This window comes from Vibrio sp. NFR (assembly GCF_027587095.1).
In the GTDB taxonomy this organism is placed as follows: Bacteria; Pseudomonadota; Gammaproteobacteria; order Enterobacterales; family Vibrionaceae; genus Vibrio; species Vibrio harveyi.
Window position 1 is genome coordinate 1 of record NZ_JAPPTN010000012.1, and the last position, 19019, is coordinate 19019.

Here is a 19019-nt window from a genome sequence, read left to right on the forward strand (position 1 = left end):
CGCGGTTGCTGCAGCGATTGCTCGTGCAAAAGCGCGCAAAGCTAAGCAAGAAAACTCTACAGAACCTGTAGAAACTGAAGCGCCTGCAGAGCAAGTTGAAGATCCAAAGAAAGCCGCAGTTGCCGCTGCGATTGCTCGTGCGAAAGCACGCAAGGCTCAGCAAGAGTCACAATCTGAATCCGTTGAAGAAGCGCCTTCTGAAGAGCCAGAAGTGGATCCAAAGAAAGCTGCAGTTGCCGCCGCCATTGCCCGCGCTAAAGCACGTAAGGCTCAGCAAGAAGCACAAGCTGAATCCGTTGAAGAAGCGCTTTCTGTAGAGCCAGAAGTGGATCCGAAGAAAGCTGCAGTTGCCGCCGCCATTGCCCGCGCTAAAGCACGTAAGGCTCAGCAAGAGTCACAAGCTGAATCCGTTGAAGAAGCGCCTTCTGTAGAGCCAGAAGTGGATCCGAAGAAAGCTGCAGTTGCCGCTGCCATTGCCCGCGCTAAAGCACGTAAGGCTCAGCAAGAAGCACAATCTGAATCCGTTGAAGAAGCGCCTTCTGAAGAGCCAAAAGTGGATCCAAAGAAAGCTGCAGTTGCCGCTGCCATTGCCCGCGCTAAAGCGCGTAAGGCTCAGCAAGAAGCGAATAAGAACAATACTGAGGAGAACGAGTAATGTCGTTTTTTATTGCCAGTTCACCACACGCTCACAGCCGTCGTAGTACGCCTGATTTGATGAAATGGGTAGCGCTGTGTGCAATTCCTGGCTTAGTGGCTCAAACCTACTTCTTTGGTTGGGGCACCATCATTCAACTTGTGTTCGCTATTGCGGTCGCGGTGTCGCTAGAAGCGCTAGTCATGCTTGTGCGTAAGCGTTCACCAATGCGTGCACTTCGTGATAACAGCGCCATCGTGACAGCATGGTTATTAGCCGTTGCTATCCCACCATGGTCTCCGTGGTGGATCATGGTCATCGGCTTGATTTTTGCCATCGTGATCGCGAAGCACCTATACGGTGGTATTGGTCAAAACCTATTTAACCCAGCGATGGTCGCCTACGTGGTGCTACTTATCTCCTTCCCTGTCCAGATGACAAGTTGGAGCGCACCTGTTTCATTGATGTCTGAGCACGTTAGTTTTGCAGATGCGTTATCTCTGATCTTCACTGGTTATGATTTTGATGGCTTGTCACTACAACAAGTTCGCGCTGGAGTGGATGGCGTGACAATGGCAACCCCATTAGACGCATTTAAAACCGGTATCCACACTGGTGCGACACCAAGTGAAGTGCTATCACAACCTATGTTTGGTGGTCTTGCTGGTATCGGTTGGCAATGGGTAAACCTTGCTTACTTAGTCGGTGGACTGGTTATGATCAAAAAGCGCATCATCCAATGGTACATTCCTGTTGGCTTCCTAGGCAGTTTGGCGCTGTTTAGCGCAGTATTTAGCTTAATCACGCCAGGAGAAACTGCTTCACCAATCTTCCACCTACTTTCGGGTGCTACGATGTTGGGCGCATTCTTTATCGCAACTGATCCTGTATCAGCATCCACTACCGTGAAAGGTCGTTTGATTTTTGGTGCGCTGATTGGTGCATTGGTATTTATTATTCGTAGTTGGGGCGGTTTCCCAGATGGCGTTGCCTTTGCCGTTCTGCTTGCCAATATGTGTGTACCGTTGATCGACTACTACACCAAACCAAGAACTTACGGTCACTGAGGTAAACATGTTAACCGCTATTAGAAAAAATGGTCTGACACTTGCGATCTTCGCTTGTGCTACAACCGGTCTTGTGGCACTGACTCAGTACCTAACAAAAGATCAAATTAAACTTCAGGAACAAAAGCAATTGCTGTCGGTTCTTAACCAAGTGATTCCGGAAGAAATGCATGACAACAATCTTGTTACAGCGTGTACGATGGTGTCAGCGCCCGATCTAGGTACGGTTCGAGCGATGCCAACTTACATCGCAACTAAAGATGGTCAACCAACGGCAATGGCGATTGAATCCATCGCTCCAGATGGCTACAACGGTGAAATCAAAATCATCACTGGCATCGATAACCAAGGCAAGATCCTTGGTACTCGTATCCTAAGCCATCAAGAAACACCGGGGTTGGGCGATAAAATCGATTTACGTGTTACCGACTGGATTTTGAGTTTCACGGGTAAACAAGTGACAGAAAGTAACTGGAATTCTTGGCGCGTTCGTAAAGATGGTGGCGATTTCGATCAGTTCACTGGTGCTACGATTACCCCTCGCGCGGTAGTGAAAGCGGTAAGAAACACGGTAAACTATGTTAATAAATCTCGTGATGAGATTCTGAACCAGCCCCTAGACTGCGCAGGAGGCAACCATGAGTGAAAATAAACTGCTAATGAAAAACGGCATGTGGAGTAATAACCCAGCCCTAGTGCAACTTCTGGGTTTGTGTCCTCTACTTGCGGTTTCTTCCACCATTACCAACGCGCTTGGTTTGGGTATTGCGACTTTGTTGGTGCTTGTCGGTTCGAACGTGACGGTTTCACTGATTCGTAACTACGTACCAAAAGAAATCCGTATTCCCGTTTTCGTTATGATCATTGCTTCTTTGGTAACTTGCGTTCAACTGCTCATGAATGCTTATGCCTACGGCTTGTATCTATCTCTTGGTATTTTCATTCCTCTGATCGTAACCAACTGTATTATCATTGGTCGTGCGGAAGCTTACGCATCTAAAAATGATCCACTGCCAGCAGCACTAGATGGTTTTTGGATGGGTCTGGGAATGACAACTGTACTGGTTGTACTTGGCGCAATGCGTGAACTTATCGGTAATGGCACCCTGTTTGATGGTGCAGACCTACTCCTTGGCGATTGGGCTGCAGCACTGCGCATTCAAGTATTCCACTTCGATAGCAGCTTCCTACTTGCATTATTACCACCAGGCGCTTTCATCGGGGTAGGACTTTTGATAGCGTTGAAAAATGTTATCGATAGCTCAATTCAGGCACGTCAGCCAAAAGAAGAAAAACCAGCCATTGAGCGTGCTCGCGTAACTAACGCATAATGTAAAAATTCTAAAATCAAGGCTCTACCACTCGTAGGGCCTTTTTCATAAACCGCAAAGACGGGTTTGGAAGTCAGCAATGAACAAAGTCAAAAGAATTGAAATTCTCGAACGATTAAGAGAAAACAATCCTAATCCTCAAACGGAGCTCAATTGGAGCACTCCGTTTGAACTCCTTATCGCCGTACTACTTTCTGCGCAAGCGACAGACGTAAGTGTGAACAAAGCAACAGATAAACTCTACCCAGTTGCCAACACACCGCAGGGCATTCTTGATTTGGGCGTCGATGGTTTAAAGGAATACATCAAAACCATCGGTCTGTTTAACTCAAAAGCCGAAAACACCATTAAGACTTGTAAGATCCTGCTCGAAAAACACAACGGTGAAGTGCCAGAAGATCGCGCAGCGCTTGAAGCGTTACCCGGAGTGGGTCGTAAAACAGCTAACGTTGTACTGAACACCGCATTCGGTTGGCCAACAATTGCGGTAGATACGCATATCTATCGTGTTTCGAACCGTACAAAGTTTGCGATGGGCAAAACTGTCGACGATGTGGAAGAAAAACTTCTTAAAGTGGTGCCAAAAGAGTTTAAGCTTGATGTACACCATTGGCTGATCCTTCATGGTCGCTACACCTGTGTTGCACGAAAGCCGCGTTGTGGTAGTTGTATCATCGAAGACCTGTGTGAATTCAAAGATAAAGTGTATCCAGACGAATAACCCTGTCTGAAACAATCGCTAGGAGCAAAAAAATGTCAAACGGTCGAATTCTTCACACCATGCTGCGCGTGGGTGACTTAGACAAATCTATCAAGTTCTACACTGAAGTAATGGGCATGCAATTGCTTCGTACCAATGAAAATAAAGAGTACGAATACACCCTTGCATTTCTTGGCTACGGAGATGAGTCTCAAGGTGCTGTCATTGAACTAACATACAACTGGGGCACAACTGAGTATGACCTAGGCTCTGCATTTGGTCACATTGCGATCGGTGTAGACGATATTTACTCAACGTGTGACGCGATCAAAGCGGCAGGTGGGAACGTAACTCGTGAGCCGGGTCCAGTTAAAGGCGGTACAACCCACATCGCTTTTGTCAAAGACCCCGATGGTTACATGGTAGAACTGATTCAAAATAAACAAGCTTCGGCAGGTTTAGAAGGTTAATCCCTTTCTCTATTGAAACATGTCATGTTGTTGCAGGCAGGTCTGAGACCTGCCTGTTGTTTATAAACAAATTGCTTTACTTGATAATGGTTATCGTTTAGATTTGTCAGCAACATCGATATGTGGGATAACGATAATGATCAGTGAATGGGAAAAACACACACTTCTAGCCGATACAGCACTTCAACTAGATGACCCTGTTCGCAGCATTCTTCATTACCAGCAAGCCCTTAGCCTGAGTGAAGATATTAGCGAATGCGTGGAAATAGAAGCCGATGAGAGACTATTGATTTCGGTGATTTCATGCCACAACCTAGCTCAGTTTTGGCGTTGGGCAGGTGATACAGAGTACGAGCTCAAATACCTTCAGTTAGCGTCTGAAAAAGTACTGACACTGATCCCTCAGTGTCCAAACAAAGATTGCGCAAGCTTTATTGATTCAATTGGATGCTGTACAAAAGCCTTGATTGACTTTATGAAACGCCATCCAAATCCAACGATTGCCAAACAAGTTGAGAAAATTGATACCGCGACGAATTGTGAGATTATCGCCAAGTTCCGACTCAACTAATTCTCGGCAATAAGCCAATACGATTAACAATAGTATTCAAACAACGTCAAATAGCGACAAAAACGCCAGAGTTTATTCTCTGGCGTTTTTTATTGTGTCAAATGTCAGATTAAACCTGAGTTCGCCCAAGTGAAATCACTACGCGACGGTTTTTATCTTTGCCAATTGGTGAGCCATTGTCTGCGATCGGGCGACGCTTACCATAACCTTGGACCTGAATCCGATCACCAGATAAACCAAGAGACTCAAAGTAAGTACGCAGCGATTCAGCACGTCGCTCCGATAAGCTTTGACTTGCGCTCTTACCGTCAGTTGAATCGGTGTAAGTCGCCACCAGCACCAAATCGATATCTTGATTGTGACGCACATAATCTGCGATTTGCGATAAGCGTTTCTTCGATGCTTTGGTGAGCTGATCCCCTTGGCGTTCATAATGAAGGATCGTAAACGCAATATCCTCGAAGCTGTACTTCAACAAGTTAGAAATACAGTCACTAAACGCGTTGTATTTGTTCTGAAATAGTACCGATGACAACGCCACTTCAATACGCTGATCCCGACTCTGCCAATCTTGGTAGCTAAACGTTGGGTAACGTCCCTTTTCTAACTCAGAAAGAATGCCCCAAGCGGTTTGCCCACCAACATAACCATCAAACTGTTTGAAGAACTTGAGGTTAGTAATGCGATCAGCATGCTCGCCGGGACGCCATGGAGGAGGCATAGAAATCAAACTGACATTACGTGTTTCACCCATAGGTCGACGCATCTTCAGCTCAAAATCCAAGTTTATCTTTTTACTCGCACGAGACGAAAATACCGCATCACCAAACCCAGGGATAGGATGCACAAGCTGGCACTCCAATGGCGTATTCATCACCATCTCCCACTGTGATTGTTGCGGTGTGGCGACATAACGCTTGCCCATCGACGCAAAACTGTTTGCGCTAAGCAAAGACATCACGATACCACTGGTTACTAGCCATTTATTCATCTAGGTACATCTCTCAAACGGCAGTCTATTGCCGCTTACTTGAATCAATTGAAAACATGCAGAACAATGCAAAAATCCCGCCAACATGGAATTTACAAGTGGTTATAAGGAGTTAACGCTCACTTTGGCAAGTGCATATACCCAAGTAACATCGAGATGCTTGCTTCAGCGAGAATGACTTGGGTAAAAAATGGTAAATAACATCACGAGAATAACAGGTGACCGGCTCCCTTGTTTTTGGTTATAACCCTCACTGGTTAATGGGGAATAGAATTCTACATTTCTCCCAAATTGCGGTTTTTCTCATCGGTAGAATCTGCAATAATGCAGCCTTCGTCACACAAATATAAGCCAACATGACAATAGAAAATGAAGCTCTAACCCTGAAAAAGCGTTTTCGTGGTTATTTTCCAGTGGTAGTAGACGTTGAGACCGCAGGTTTCAATGCTCAAACTGATGCACTTTTAGAAATCTGCGCCGTCACCCTAAGTATGGATGAAAATGGCGATCTGCATCCTGCCTCAACCATTCATTTTCATATCGAACCTTTCGAAGGCGCGAACTTAGAAAAAGAAGCGCTGGAGTTTAATGGCATTCGTGACCCATTCAGCCCTCTTCGCGGTGCAGTTTCCGAACAAGAAGCACTTAAAGAAATCTACAAACTGATTCGCAAAGAACAAAAAGCAGCAGACTGTTCGCGTGCCATCATGGTTGCACACAACGCCGCTTTCGACTTAGGTTTTGTTAATGCAGCGAATGAACGCTGTAAACTTAAAAGAGTCCCTTTCCATCCATTTGCCACTTTTGATACCGCAACATTAAGTGGGCTTGCTTATGGTCAAACTGTTCTCGCTAAAGCATGTAAAGCAGCAGGGATGGAATTCGACAATCGTGAGGCACACTCAGCCCTCTACGATACACAACAAACTGCAGAGTTATTCTGTGGCATCGTCAACAAATGGAAGGCCCTAGGCGGTTGGCCGCTTGTAGACGAAGAATAATAAGTAAACACAACATATTAGGAAAAGTATGAATCCTGTCGTTATATCTGTGTGCGTCATGCTCGTGTTAGCATTGATGCGCGTAAACGTGGTGGTTGCCCTCACGTTTAGTGCCATCGTTGGTGGCCTTGTTGCAGGCATGAGCCTTGGGGATACCGTTGCTGCATTTGAAAGTGGTCTAGGTGGTGGTGCGACTATCGCACTAAGCTACGCAATGCTAGGCACTTTCGCTGTTGCGATTTCTCGCTCTGGCATCACTGACCTTCTGGCAAAAAGCGTAATTAAGCGCCTAAATGGTAAAGAGAGCTCTGCGTCGACTACGGGTCTAAAATACGCAGTATTGGTTGCTCTTGTACTTGTTACCATGTCATCTCAAAACGTGATTCCGGTACATATCGCCTTCATTCCAATTTTGATTCCACCTCTTTTGGGCGTATTCGCTAAGCTGAAGCTGGACCGTCGTTTGGTTGCTTGTGTGCTTACCTTTGGTTTGATCACGCCATACATGGTTCTACCAATAGGTTTTGGTGGCATCTTCCTAAACAACATCCTATTGAAGAACTTACATGACAATGGTCTAACAGATGTCGTGGCAAGCCAAGTTCCAACGGCAATGCTGTTGCCGGGCGCGGGTATGTTGTTTGGTCTTCTAACTGCAATCTTCTTTAGCTACCGTAAGCCTCGTGAATACAAAGAAACTGAACTGACCGTTGTTCAAGAATCTGAAGAGAAGCTAAACAAAAAACATATTGTGGTTGCAGGCTTAGGTATTCTTGCTGCGCTAAGCGTACAGCTATACACGGGCTCAATGATCATCGGTGCACTAGCTGGCTTCATGGTGTTCACTTTCGGTGGTGTTATCGCATGGAAGGAGACGCACGACGTGTTCACTAAAGGTGTACACATGATGGCAATGATTGGCTTCATCATGATTGCGGCGGCAGGTTTCGCTGCAGTAATGAAGCAAACCGGCGGCGTTGAGACGCTTGTACAATCGCTATCAACCAGCATCGGTGACAACAAGCCTCTTGCAGCACTATTAATGCTGATCGTTGGTCTGTTGGTAACAATGGGTATCGGCTCATCGTTCTCTACGATTCCAATCCTTGCAACTATCTATGTGCCGCTTTCACTAGCATTTGGTTTCTCACCGATGGCGACAATCGCACTAGTAGGTACAGCAGCAGCACTAGGTGATGCAGGCTCTCCGGCTTCTGATTCAACGTTAGGTCCAACATCGGGTCTAAACGCAGATGGTCAGCACGAGCACATCTGGGAAACCGTAGTGCCGACATTTATCCACTACAACATCCCTTTGATCATCTTCGGTTGGATTGCTGCAATGGTGCTGTAGTCGCATCAATTAAATGGATACAATTCGTTACGAAAAAGCCGCTCATTGAGCGGCTTTTTGTTATTTGGGCTTTGAAAACCAGTTTCAGTTTACTGCGCTGGCATGTTGTCGATGATGCGCTCGCGGATAAGCTTCAACGTATTTTCTGTCGACAAATAGTCCACTTCAATTGGGAAGTAAGCATCGTTAATTTGCAGTACCAAACTCGGGTACGAATTTACACCCAAGCTCTTTGCAAGACTGAGTTGGTCTTGGAAAACACCTTCCAGCAAAGTGCCATCCATATCATTCTTAAACTGTTGAACGTTTAAGCCAATCTCTCTTGCGAGTTGCAGATGGGTTGCCTCTTCATGAGGAGGCATCGCACGTAAATAGTAAGCGTGCTGAATCGCTTCCAGCATTTGCTCATAAGAGTCTTGGAAACCTGCAGCGATAACTGCACGGCAAGATTGGTAAGTACTACGTACTGGTGTACACAACGTCCAGAAATCGTAGTTAAACTTGGTACCAAGCTGACTTTCGATTTGCTTCCAAATCTGTTCAATCTTTTGCTGCATTTCCGGAGGCATCGGCAGATTAGTATCTGGCGCAAGCCCACCCATAACATACTCAAACTGAATCACACCTGGCAGTTGCTGCTTCAATTTTTCGATGGTTGGTTTGTAGCCCCAACACCAGCTGCACATTGGATCATGTACGTAGTAAAGCTTTATATCCACTTTAATTTTTAAACCTATAAAATCAATCAGTTAAATCAAACAATTTTAAATAGTGGCGATGATGTGGCGACATATTTTTGTTTTGCTTACTTTGAAGTTCCCTAAAGTCTGGTTCTATCCAGTAAATATTTACCATTGGGAACGGCCACGCAAGTTACGCCTCATGCTCCCCCAGAAAACGAAGGGGGTGCTGTGTTTGTTTTAAGTGTGTTGCAATCTTTAAGCTCAATTATACGTCCTAAAAAGTTTAAAAACTGTTTTATCTTAAAAAACCTTACGACAAAGATGTATGCATACATTTATCGACAAGAACGCCCTCTGAAACACTACCACTTAGCTTGAGTTAAATTCATCGCGATAAACGTCAGAATTGTAAAAAGATTGGACGTACCACTGATAGGACACAAAGCGCCCTCCCTCTATCCCTAACATAATCATACTTCCGACAATAGCCGACTAGTAACGACCATTGAAAAACATTCAAAATTAAACTTAAAATACAAACACTTAAAGAAATTTCGGTAGTTTTAATAGAATATAAAAACTGTGAACTACGGTACACAAAATTGGAGTCCTTAACTTTGACACCAACTCAAAAACATATGTATAAATATACATATAAATTTCGCTCTTTGTTAATTTGTGCCTAGGCAGATAAAACGCCGCAACAGAACGTTGGAAACGTGCTCCACTGCATCAGTTTTATCGACGGGAAAGCCCCACTAAAAACTAGTGGAGAGAAATATTTCCCAAACACACCCGACGTCTCGCAAACGGGCTGGGTTCGGTTTTGCTCTGAGCCGATGAAAGTGAAAGAGCATTCTCGTAAGGAGAAAAAGTTATGACCGACAAACTCAAACAGTTTCGTTCTTATCGCTACCTAAGAACTCAATCAAAGGTCGATAAAGCAACAAAAGAGCGAACGTCACATGAAATTGAACTAGAGCGAACACGTAATCACTTCAGACGGTTTCACGCTCGTGAGTTCTTAGCACTGAGGTAAATGAAATGCCACAAAACGCAGAAAAAGATACAACTGGAATTTGGTTCGAGATGGACTCTGAAACCAACCGAAAGCTAGAAGAATCTGCCGAGTTCAACAAGCGAACAAAACGGCAAGAAGCGAGCTTTCGATTAAGTGACCATCTGACTAAGTTCGACCGACACATGATCCCTCGCGCTAAAGCATAGCGTTTTTTTAATCCAGAAGATCCAATCTTGGGACGAAAGGAGTCTCACATGGATAACAAAGAGCTCATAGAGGGAAAGCTCACCCTCGACCAACAAACCTACGATCTTCTCAACCAAGCCTCTCAACGCTCTTTTCGCTCCTTGAAAAAGGAAGCTTCCCTTCGCTTAATTGACCACGTACAACGATTTCATCACAGCCCACAAAATAAGCTTGATGAGATAGTGTTTAAAACGTCTATTAAGATCCCTATCAGGGTAAGAAAAAGCGTTGTACCTTGCCTGTATCGAGGTAAGTACAAAGTGAAAACCTTGGTTGACGAATATTCGATCCGTTTAAAAGACCACTTAAAACGATACCCAACCATATCAGCAGTTGGTGTCGTACAGGAGGAAAAACATGCTCCTTGAGTTGAGTGCGTTAATCCCTCTACTCAATACCTGCCAAAGCCAAGTTGACGCAAGCATCCTCAAACGTCTCATCGATAATGAAAGCGCTCGTAATCCCTACGCCATCGCCGTAGTCGGAGCCAAACCTGTCAATCAACCCAAGACCAAACTTGAAGCCATTCAAATTGCAACCGATTTGGAGAAGCAAGGCTTTAAGTACAGCTTGGGATTGATGCAAATATACAAAGAGAACTTTCCCGCCTATGGCATGACTATCGAAACCGCATTTGACGCTTGTAAAAGCATTGAGGTCGGAGCGGATATTTACGCGAAGTGTTACCACCGCGCAAAAGCGCAAGCACCAAACAAGGCACACCAACAACTACTTGATGATGCCGCCTCTTGTTATTACTCCAATAACTTCACACGGGGCTATCAAGGTGAAGGAGAAAAAGGACTGAGCTACGTTGAGAAATTCAACCGAGCAAAGAAGCTTCCCTCCAACACCATTTCTGAATCTTACGACTCAACCACTGAGTCTTCTCAACCGTCAAAACCAACACCAACAAAGCAAGCCCATTCATGGGATGTCTTTGGTGACTTCTCTTATTAATAAGGAAATATTTAATGAAAGCACTTCATTCAAACACTCAAACATACATCAACCTTAAAGCGGCATTCATCGCCATGATGCTGATTATTGTTTGTCATCCAGCTATCGCTGCAGGAGGCTTAGATGAAGCAACGAACTGGGTAGATGAAATCGCGGATTGGGCATACAAACTCTTAGGCTCAGCCGTCTTTGTTTACAGTATCGTCATGGTCATCATGGCCTTGTTAGAGAAAAAAACATGGGGGGATGTGGGCATCAGCATCGCTAAAGCGGCAGCTGCTGGCGGCATCGTTGCAGCAGTCACTTACGCTTGGTCTATTTGGGGAAGCTAATCATGCAAGACGAAGAACGAGATCACTACGCCAGTTATAACTCACTGGCTCGCAAACCACTCATGTTTGGCATGCCTATCATCCCTCTCATTACAGGGATGTTGTTGATGCTACTGACTGGTTGGCTTGGGCTGAGTTTCTTCGGAGTAAAAGGGCTGGTTTTTCCAGCCTTTATTGCTTTAGGGCTACTGTATATCCGCATTCGTAGCGAGGAAGACAGCCGAGCCATCGATGAAATGAAATGGGAGGCAAAAGGCTTTTTAACTCGCCTCCGCTGCCAGTCCAACACCATATCATTCACTTCTATCGATAATCACCCATTCAGGAGAAAGCAACATGTCAGCGAATGGTTTAAAAACAATAACCCTGACTGACCTTCCTGCTTATGGCTACCCAATCAATCGAACCATGCTCTCTTTGGATGATTCCAAAGTCATGGCAACCATAAGCCTAAACGGAATACCTTTCGAGTCAGAATCTTACAACACGCTCAAACCTTCCTTTGAGCTCGTGAAAAACATCCTTAGCACCCTCGCCAGAAAGTACGGCAGTCAACTCGCGATTTGGACACACATCGTTAAACGTAAAGAACGCTTTGAAGCCAACTACCGCTTCGAGAGCGACTTCATGCAGCGCTTTTCTGATCGTTACTTGCAAGACTTTTCCGGTGAGGATTTTTTCAGTGTCCGGTACTACATCACCTTTGTACTCAACTACAAAGGCACACTTATCGAAGGAGAAGATGAGCTTGGTGATATTCTCAAGACGGTTTCAGCAGCATTAAAGCGTTTTGATAGCAAAGCGCTTGAAGTTGGTGACGATCACCGCTGTGAACACATTGAGTTTCTTTCTTACCTTCTCAACTACAACGACCAACCTAAGCCACTTACGTCAGAAAAAGTGCGCAATTATATCGGTCACAGTGATTGGCACTTCGGGCACGACTTGCTCGAAGTTCGCAACGCGAACAACGAGACTACCAAGTTCGCCACCTTCTTCGAGCTTGACGCCCTACCAATCGCAACGGAAATGGGGATGTGGGATTTCATCTTGAGTCAACCAACTGAGTTTATTCTGACTCAGTCCATGATTTTCATGCAGTCCCTCAAGGCTCAAAAGATGATTGATAGGCAGACCAACTTCATTGAGTCCAGCGACAATGCAACACAAGAGTTAAAGGAGCTGCAAGCGGCGCGGGACTATGTTGCTTCCGGCGCGGTCAGTTTTGGAGACTATCATGCATCACTGGCCGTCATTGGTGATTCACCAGACAAGGTGATCATAGATAGCGCTGACTTAAATGGTCAGTTCCTAGCTAAAGGCACGGTCTTAAAGCGTTCGAACCTCAAGTCTCAGTTCTCATTTCTAAGCGCACTTCCCGCGTCAAAGATGCGCATCAAACCCTCACCACGAACCATTGCTAACCTTGCCTCGACATGGTCACTGCACAACTACTCAACAGGCAAAGCATCAGGCAATCCAGTCGGTGATGGCAGCGCTGTCATCCCTTTAAAAACGCTGTCTAACTCCCTGTTCCACTTTAACTGTCACGCCTCGGCAATAGGCAAAGACAATACGGGAGAAAAGAGCGCGGGACACACCATGATACTCGGTGCATCTGGCTCAGGTAAAACGACACTAGAGGCCACACTTACCGGCTTTTTCACTCGCTTTGAACAGCAAATCTTTTGTATCGATTATAAACGCTCTACCGAACTGTTTATTCGAGCGTTTGGTGGTGAATACTTTTCGATTAAGGAAGGAGAAGATACAGGCATCAACCCTTTCCAATTAGAGCATTCACCAAAACTCGTGAGCTTCTTGAACCGTCTTGTTTGCCGCTTGGCGCAAGACTCACAAGGCCACATCAGCGCTCATGATGAGCAGGAAATCAAAGACGCGATAGACAGCGTGATGACCTTTGACGCGCCAATGCGCGGCCTCAGTATGATGCTGCAATCCATTCAAAATCCGGATTTGCGCATGAGACTCAGCAAATGGTGTCGCAGTGAAAACGGTAAACTCGCTTGGTGTTTGGACTCACCTCACAACCAGTTCAACCCGAAAGCAATGGATCGCATTGGCTTTGATTCAACTCTGCTACTAGAAAAGGATTCGAGCGGTCATGTTCACCCTGCTAGTGAGCCCGTTCTTGCCTGTTTGTTCTTCTTGAAAGAACTGATGCAAGAGTCCGGTAAGCTACTGCAAACCATTGTGGAAGAGTTCTGGATGCCAGCGAACTTCCCTCTCACCCAAGCGGTGATGAAACGAGCGTTAAAAACCGGACGTTTAATGAATGAGTTTATGGTGCTGTCATCACAGTCACCAGAAGATGCGATTCATTGTGAAATCTTCCCTGCCATCGTCCAACAAACAGCAACCAAAGTGTACTTGCCGAACCCTGATGCAGAGTATGAGGCTTACCAGCAATGCAACCTGACCCAAGGCGAGTTCGACAAACTCAAGGCGCTCGATAAACAAAGCCGAACCATGCTCATTAAGCAATCGAACACCAGTTGTTTTGCAAAGCTGGATTTAGGTGGCTTTGATGAGTTCCTACCGATTATCTCAGGCTCTACCGATGACATTGTGCTGTGTGAAACCATTCGCGCAGAGGTGAGTAATGATCCTGATTTGTGGATACCTGAACTACTGAAAAGGAGATAACCATGCTTAAACGAACCACGCTTGCCCTATGCATTGCATTGGCATTGAACGCCTCAACACAAGCATCGGGTATCCCCGTTGTTGACGTTGCGGGTATTACTCAAATGGTGGTTGATAGTGCGCAGCGAGCTCAAGAATTCACGCAGTCGATAAGCGAAGCTCGCAACCGCCTTAATCAACTCAAAAGCCAAGCGGAGCATTATAAATCGATGGTTGAAGGCCACTATGGATTCGAAGAAATACTCAGTGACCCGAACTTAAATGATGTGATCGACCTCAGTGCATACAGTGATTTGTATGATGCGATTGATGATATATCCGACTTACGTTCTGAATTTGACCTTTATTCCGACGACCCCGTGATACAGAGGCGCTACGATATGCAACTGAAGCAACTTCGTTTTCAGGAAATGCTTTATGAGCGCAGCACTGAACGCAACGAACGAATGAGTCGTCTACTTAGTCAGTTTGGCAGCGCAACAACGCCAGCGGCCAAAGAAGACTTAGCGAACAGCATCAACTTTGAAACCATGCAGATGCAAAACGAGCAACGCATGATGGATTCAATGTCAGACATGCTAGAGCGACAAAAAACTCTAGAAGCACAACAGAGAAGCTTGAAACTCAAACAACAAATTTTTGGTGATGGTATCCCATTAAAAAGAGGTTAATGAAATGAAAACAATAATCAAAACGCTCCCACTAGTTTTAGTTCTACTGACAGCCTGTTCGGAAGAAGCAAAAACTGTTGAGTACTATTCGCAGCATTTAGATGAAGCAAAGCAAGTGCTTGCCGATTGTGAAAATGACGCTCGAAAGAAAAATGCAGATTGTGAAAATGCAGCTTCAGCCGTAAGCAAAGACTTAAAAAGCAAAGTTTTTGGCGGGGGAATTAAGCTAAAAAATGAGTAGCCTCTAAGGAGTAGCTATGTTTGAAGATCTATTTAACTTCGTAACAACCATCGTAACTGACAATATAGGGTCGATGGTTGTTCTTTTTGCTGATGTAATAACCCCCTTAATTGGTTCTTGCGTTACCCTCTATGCAATCTACCTTGCTTTTCAAGCGCTCTATGATGCTGAAAACATGATGATAATGGAGTCCTTAAAGTTTATCTGCTCTCTCGCTCTATGCACTACTGTAGCCTTTAATACCTCTTGGTACATGTCCTCAATTGTTCCGATGGTCTTACATTCAGGAGATACGATTGCAAGCTATTTAACTTCATCAACCGGAGGGAGTGGAAGTGCGCTTCAAGAGATGTTCGAAACCATGCTTGTTCAAATAGAAAGCCTATGGGATAACGTGTCTTTCGGCGTCACCGCCTCTTGGGGCGATTCGTTTCTTATGGTTATTTTATTGGTGCTTGTTATATTGGGGTATGTTCCGTTTATATTGGTTGCTACCGCATACTTACTAATAGCAAAAATAATGGTGGGATTTTTACTCACTCTCGGTCCATTGTTCATTATGTTCGCTTTCTTTCCGTCAACGCGAAGTATGTTCCAATCATGGACAGGCCAGTGCTTGAACTACGTTCTACTTACTATCGTATACCCTCTTGCTTTCAATATTTTCAATCTAACTATCAACTATGTAGTTGGTGGTAATGAAGAGATATCTTTCGCTTCATGCCTGATGACTTTAATACTTTTTGGTTGTTGCATCTTAATCTCAGTCCAAATACCTGTGTTCTGTTCATCCCTTTCAGGCGGCGTTGGTATTAATGGCTTAGTCAGCAATATGGGAATGGGAATGCGAAGCCTAAGTAACGCCGCTAAAGGTGGCACAGGAGCAGCCAAACGCGCAGGGCAAAGCACATACAATGGTGCTAAGTCATTGGGCGATAAGTTCAAAAACCGAATTAGACCAGGCTAACACCTTCCTCACACTCTCATCCTAGACACCGCGCCGCTTTACGCGGTTTTTTTGTATCTAAAAAAGGACATTTTTATGAAGACGTTCACCCTGCTATTGGTGGCGTGTTTGACTGTGGGTTGCTCTAGCACTCCACCGCCGCCACCGAAGCCAAAAGGCGATATCACTCCGGTTAACCCCTCCAAAGTTAACCTCGCTGATTTGTACACCCAAGGAGATATGCAATGAGCACAACCATCGATTCTGCCTTGGAACACAATCATGCCAAGGCCGAGAAAAAACCAACCGCCAAACATCAAAAACAAGCTGATGTGTACCTCGAAGAGATTAAGCAGTTCGAGCAAGACCGCGTCGAAATCGCCAAGAAAAACACGAAGACCGCATGGAAAGTCGCAACGGGCTCTGGCGTTCTTGCGTTGGTGCTCGGTATTGCCATTGTTGTGATGATGCCACTAAAAACCGTGGACTATCGATTGCTCTACATCGATCCACAAACAGGCATGACGCAAATCATTCCACCTCTCGCTGACGCAAGAGAAATCACCTACGGCGAAGCATTAGATAAGCATTGGTTAAATCGTTATGTCATTACTCGTGGCTCTTACCAATGGCAAACCGTTCAAGACGCTTTTGACTACGTCAAACTCACCAGTCGTCACGACGTATTCAGCGCTTACAGCACGCAGCTACGAGCCAAGAACTCCCCTGTCGAAGTGTTCAAAGACTATAAGAAAATCCGCTTAGAAGACGTTGCCATTTCGTTCTTGCCAACCCGCCAAGACCAAATGCTCGCGCAAGTGTCCTTCACCAAAGTGGTACTCAATAGCGATGACACGCCAGACACCTCTTACCTACCAACCAAATGGAGCGCCACCGTAACCTTTGATTACCTCAAGGAAATCAAAAAGGAGTCGGAGCGCCAACTTAACCCACTTGGTTTCCGAGTCACCAGTTATCAAGAAAACAGGGTGATCCAATGATAAAACAACTGATTGTCTCTTTGGCGTGTTTGATGGCGTTCTCCACCCACGCCTTAATCCTGCCAAAGCATCAAGGCAAAGACCGCCGCATTGTGTATGCAGAGTACGACCCAAGCGATGTGATTGCGATACGCACCAAAGTGGGCGTCGCCACCCTCATTCAGCTCGAAAAGAATGAAACCATTGTTGGCGAGCATTCTGGCTTAGGGATGGGTGATGCCGCCGCATGGGGGTTTAACGTTCGTGGTAATAACGTGTTCTTTAAACCTCAAGCCAAACAGCCCAATACCAACTTAACCATCGTAAGCGATTTAGGGCGCACTTACTCATTTGAACTGTTCACCAATAAACAGCCGTTCTACGTGGTAAAAATGCGCTACCCAACACCGAAGAAAGCCAACACTGCCCCACTCAAAGCCCCTTGTACTGATGGAAAATACAACTTCCGTTACGTGAAGTGGGGCGATGAGGAATTAGCCCCCACTTACGCGTGGGACGATGGCCGCTTCACCTGCATGAAGTTTTCTAAAAACGCCGAGCTGCCTGTGATTTACCAAATCAACGCCGACGGCAAAGAGTCGTTAGTGAACTACCACATTGAGCAAGACACCATCGTGATTCATTCGGTTGCCAATGAATACCGCTTGCGCCTTGGTGAACGTGTTCTAGGGGTGCTTTCTCACTTTGTCGAATTCGCTGGCCACAACCAAAAAGCGAGCTCGATTAAAGCCACTCGCGTCATTAAGGAGGACGAACATGAGTGATGACAACACCATCCCAAGCGCTTATGAAAATGCCAACCTCGACCGTGGCGAGCTCACGGTGAGCGGTCGTAAAAAGAAAAACAAAGCGGTCATTGTGATCGCTTTGGTGATCCTCGCTTTGGTCGTCGTCGCGGTCGGTGTTCTGTTCGCGATTAATCAATTTCGTGAAGCAGAAGTGGATACAAAGCCCCTACAGCCAGAGTCTACTGCCGAGGTAGTGGGCGTTGAAAAAGGCACAGTCGGCAACGACAGTGCTTGGTTTGAGAAAGCCAAACGTGACCATGAAAAGGACAAGGCGCAGCAAGAGCGCGCCGCACAGTGGAAGCGAGAACAAGAGCTCAAGCAAGCCAAAGCGCAAGCAACGCAGCAGCAACCTGTTACCGTGCCTAAAACGGGCGTTCCTGAGCCCAATGTCGCAAAGCAACCTTCCGCCACATCGAAGCGAGACAAGAACGCACCACCGACTCCACAAGAGCGTCGCTTAATGGGTAGCCTCATGGTTAACGTTGAAAGCGGCAATGCCGCCAGTAGCCAAAGTACTACTGAACCTGCCTCTTACGACAACAGCTATGACGCACCGACCTTCGCGATGGGTCGCGCCTCCAAGCGCAAGCAAGGAGGATTAGATTTTCTGCTGAAACATGGCTCAATCATTCCTTGTGCACTCTACAGTCAGGTCATTTCTGACTATCAGGGCATTGTGATGTGTCGCGTCACTCAAGATGTGTACAGCGCCAATGGTAAGGCATTATTGGTTGAGCGCGGTTCGCTGCTCACGGGGTCGCAAAATGTCCAGTTAGAAGCAGGCAAAAACCGCGTATTCACAACGTGGGCAGATATCGAGACACCGAACGGGATCTCAATCCGCATCGATTCGCTGGGTGCAGGTCGCCTTGGCGCAAGCGGTAACGAGGCTTGGGTCGATAATCACTTTAAAGAGCGCTTTGGCGGCGCAATTTTACTGTCCTTCCTCGACGATGCTTTTGGCGCACTCGCAGAAAAGGCCGCTTCATCGGATGGGGATATTACCTTTGATAGCTCAACCGAGAACGCCAGCAACATGGCAGAGAAGGCACTAGAGAGCAGCATCAACATTTCGCCAACGGGTTACACCCAAATCGGTCAACGCATCAACATCATTGTTGCTCGCGACATTGATATGTCGAGCGTGTACACCTTCGAGTAACCGCTAAATCTGGTTGGTCTGCGGGATTACATGAACGATCTATGTAAAATTTTAGACCCGACAGGCCAACCTCCTTTCTATCCCACTTCCTTCAATACAAGGCTCGCTTTTGGCTGCAATAACGGGCGTAGCGCTTGTTGAGACAAAAGGAGTAACACGCCACGCGTGGATAAAGACTTTGG

Annotated in this window: 24 protein-coding genes and 1 pseudogene; 23 read left to right on the forward strand and 2 right to left on the reverse strand. The window is 45.9% G+C overall.

Going from position 1 to position 19019, the window contains the following annotated elements:
- From OH463_RS20010 to OH463_RS20040, 7 genes and pseudogenes are all read left to right on the forward strand, one after another.
- Nucleotides 1-655, forward strand: a pseudogene (locus tag OH463_RS20010) (electron transport complex subunit RsxC); the annotation flags it as partial.
- Complete coding sequence (gene rsxD, locus OH463_RS20015; RefSeq protein ID WP_009698514.1) at nucleotides 655-1701, forward strand: electron transport complex subunit RsxD; 1047 nt, start codon at nucleotides 655-657, stop codon at nucleotides 1699-1701. The pseudogene OH463_RS20010 and the gene rsxD, both read left to right, overlap by 1 nt.
- A gap of 7 nt (nucleotides 1702-1708) precedes the next feature.
- Nucleotides 1709-2347: an electron transport complex subunit RsxG gene (gene rsxG, locus OH463_RS20020; RefSeq protein WP_005444679.1), complete on the forward strand. Its 639-nt coding sequence runs from the start codon at nucleotides 1709-1711 to the stop codon at nucleotides 2345-2347.
- Nucleotides 2340-3032 (forward strand): electron transport complex subunit E, encoded by a 693-nt coding sequence (locus tag OH463_RS20025; RefSeq protein WP_009698515.1) that lies wholly within the window; start codon nucleotides 2340-2342, stop codon nucleotides 3030-3032. Before rsxG ends, OH463_RS20025 begins: the two co-directional genes overlap by 8 nt.
- Before the next feature lie 79 nt (nucleotides 3033-3111).
- Entirely contained in the window at nucleotides 3112-3753 is a 642-nt protein-coding gene (nth, locus tag OH463_RS20030; protein ID WP_005444675.1) for an endonuclease III, read from the forward strand.
- Nucleotides 3754-3785: 32 nt separating this feature from the next.
- Nucleotides 3786-4202, forward strand: a complete 417-nt coding sequence (gloA, locus tag OH463_RS20035) for a lactoylglutathione lyase (RefSeq protein WP_009698517.1) — start codon at nucleotides 3786-3788, stop codon at nucleotides 4200-4202.
- Nucleotides 4203-4338: 136 nt separating this feature from the next.
- Nucleotides 4339-4773, forward strand: coding sequence for a DUF2753 domain-containing protein (locus OH463_RS20040; RefSeq protein WP_005444671.1), 435 nt, complete (start codon nucleotides 4339-4341; stop codon nucleotides 4771-4773).
- 109 nt (nucleotides 4774-4882) lie between these two features.
- Here the strand turns inward: OH463_RS20040 and motY are convergent, their stop codons facing one another.
- Nucleotides 4883-5764 carry a flagellar protein MotY gene (gene motY / locus OH463_RS20045; protein WP_009698518.1) on the reverse strand — a complete coding sequence of 294 codons (882 nt, stop codon included), beginning with the start codon at nucleotides 5762-5764 and terminating at the stop codon, nucleotides 4883-4885.
- 356 nt (nucleotides 5765-6120) lie between these two features.
- On the opposite strand from motY, the gene rnt reads away from it, so the two are divergent.
- Both rnt and OH463_RS20055 read left to right on the forward strand, forming a co-directional pair.
- Complete coding sequence (rnt, locus tag OH463_RS20050; protein ID WP_009698519.1) at nucleotides 6121-6765, forward strand: ribonuclease T; 645 nt, start codon at nucleotides 6121-6123, stop codon at nucleotides 6763-6765.
- A 28-nt stretch (nucleotides 6766-6793) separates the two neighbouring features.
- Nucleotides 6794-8119, forward strand: coding sequence for a Na+/H+ antiporter family protein (locus OH463_RS20055; RefSeq protein ID WP_005444668.1), 1326 nt, complete (start codon nucleotides 6794-6796; stop codon nucleotides 8117-8119).
- Between the two features lie 89 nt (nucleotides 8120-8208).
- Here the strand turns inward: OH463_RS20055 and OH463_RS20060 are convergent, their stop codons facing one another.
- The gene (locus tag OH463_RS20060) at nucleotides 8209-8838 is read right to left on the reverse strand and encodes a DsbA family protein (RefSeq protein WP_269992335.1); all 630 of its coding nucleotides are present in this window, start codon (nucleotides 8836-8838) and stop codon (nucleotides 8209-8211) included.
- An 841-nt stretch (nucleotides 8839-9679) separates the two neighbouring features.
- Between OH463_RS20060 and OH463_RS20065 the strand changes: the two genes are divergently transcribed.
- The 14 genes from OH463_RS20065 to virB10 all read left to right on the forward strand — a co-directional run bounded on the left by OH463_RS20065 (nucleotide 9680) and on the right by virB10 (nucleotide 18837).
- A complete protein-coding gene (locus OH463_RS20065; protein ID WP_269992337.1) occupies nucleotides 9680-9841 on the forward strand; it encodes a hypothetical protein in 162 nt (53 codons plus the stop codon).
- A gap of 5 nt (nucleotides 9842-9846) precedes the next feature.
- On the forward strand, nucleotides 9847-10029 hold the full coding sequence (locus OH463_RS20070) for a TraY domain-containing protein (protein ID WP_269992340.1): 183 nt from the start codon (nucleotides 9847-9849) through the stop codon (nucleotides 10027-10029).
- A 48-nt stretch (nucleotides 10030-10077) separates the two neighbouring features.
- Nucleotides 10078-10437 carry a TraY domain-containing protein gene (locus tag OH463_RS20075; RefSeq protein ID WP_039842187.1) on the forward strand — a complete coding sequence of 120 codons (360 nt, stop codon included), beginning with the start codon at nucleotides 10078-10080 and terminating at the stop codon, nucleotides 10435-10437.
- Entirely contained in the window at nucleotides 10427-11029 is a 603-nt protein-coding gene (locus tag OH463_RS20080) for a lytic transglycosylase domain-containing protein (protein ID WP_269992344.1), read from the forward strand. The genes OH463_RS20075 and OH463_RS20080 overlap by 11 nt, the downstream gene beginning before the upstream one ends.
- 14 nt (nucleotides 11030-11043) lie before the next feature.
- Nucleotides 11044-11361, forward strand: coding sequence for a conjugal transfer protein (locus OH463_RS20085; protein WP_258519754.1), 318 nt, complete (start codon nucleotides 11044-11046; stop codon nucleotides 11359-11361).
- Nucleotides 11362-11363: 2 nt separating this feature from the next.
- Entirely contained in the window at nucleotides 11364-11735 is a 372-nt protein-coding gene (locus tag OH463_RS20090) for a conjugal transfer protein TraD (RefSeq protein WP_269992348.1), read from the forward strand.
- Nucleotides 11698-14028, forward strand: a complete 2331-nt coding sequence (locus OH463_RS20095) for a conjugal transfer protein TraE (protein WP_269992350.1) — start codon at nucleotides 11698-11700, stop codon at nucleotides 14026-14028. Before OH463_RS20090 ends, OH463_RS20095 begins: the two co-directional genes overlap by 38 nt.
- A gap of 2 nt (nucleotides 14029-14030) precedes the next feature.
- Entirely contained in the window at nucleotides 14031-14699 is a 669-nt protein-coding gene (locus OH463_RS20100; protein ID WP_269992352.1) for a type IV secretion system protein, read from the forward strand.
- Between the two features lie 4 nt (nucleotides 14700-14703).
- Nucleotides 14704-14940, forward strand: coding sequence for an EexN family lipoprotein (locus OH463_RS20105; protein ID WP_029790209.1), 237 nt, complete (start codon nucleotides 14704-14706; stop codon nucleotides 14938-14940).
- Between the two features lie 16 nt (nucleotides 14941-14956).
- Nucleotides 14957-15907: a type IV secretion system protein gene (locus OH463_RS20110; protein WP_269992355.1), complete on the forward strand. Its 951-nt coding sequence runs from the start codon at nucleotides 14957-14959 to the stop codon at nucleotides 15905-15907.
- 75 nt (nucleotides 15908-15982) lie between these two features.
- Entirely contained in the window at nucleotides 15983-16135 is a 153-nt protein-coding gene (locus OH463_RS20115; protein ID WP_269992357.1) for a hypothetical protein, read from the forward strand.
- Nucleotides 16132-16887 (forward strand): virB8 family protein, encoded by a 756-nt coding sequence (locus tag OH463_RS20120; protein ID WP_269992359.1) that lies wholly within the window; start codon nucleotides 16132-16134, stop codon nucleotides 16885-16887. The genes OH463_RS20115 and OH463_RS20120 overlap by 4 nt, the downstream gene beginning before the upstream one ends.
- Nucleotides 16884-17651 (forward strand): TrbG/VirB9 family P-type conjugative transfer protein, encoded by a 768-nt coding sequence (locus tag OH463_RS20125; RefSeq protein WP_104046730.1) that lies wholly within the window; start codon nucleotides 16884-16886, stop codon nucleotides 17649-17651. Before OH463_RS20120 ends, OH463_RS20125 begins: the two co-directional genes overlap by 4 nt.
- Nucleotides 17644-18837, forward strand: coding sequence for a type IV secretion system protein VirB10 (virB10, locus tag OH463_RS20130; RefSeq protein WP_269992362.1), 1194 nt, complete (start codon nucleotides 17644-17646; stop codon nucleotides 18835-18837). The genes OH463_RS20125 and virB10 overlap by 8 nt, the downstream gene beginning before the upstream one ends.
- The last annotated feature ends 182 nt before the right edge of the window (nucleotides 18838-19019 follow it).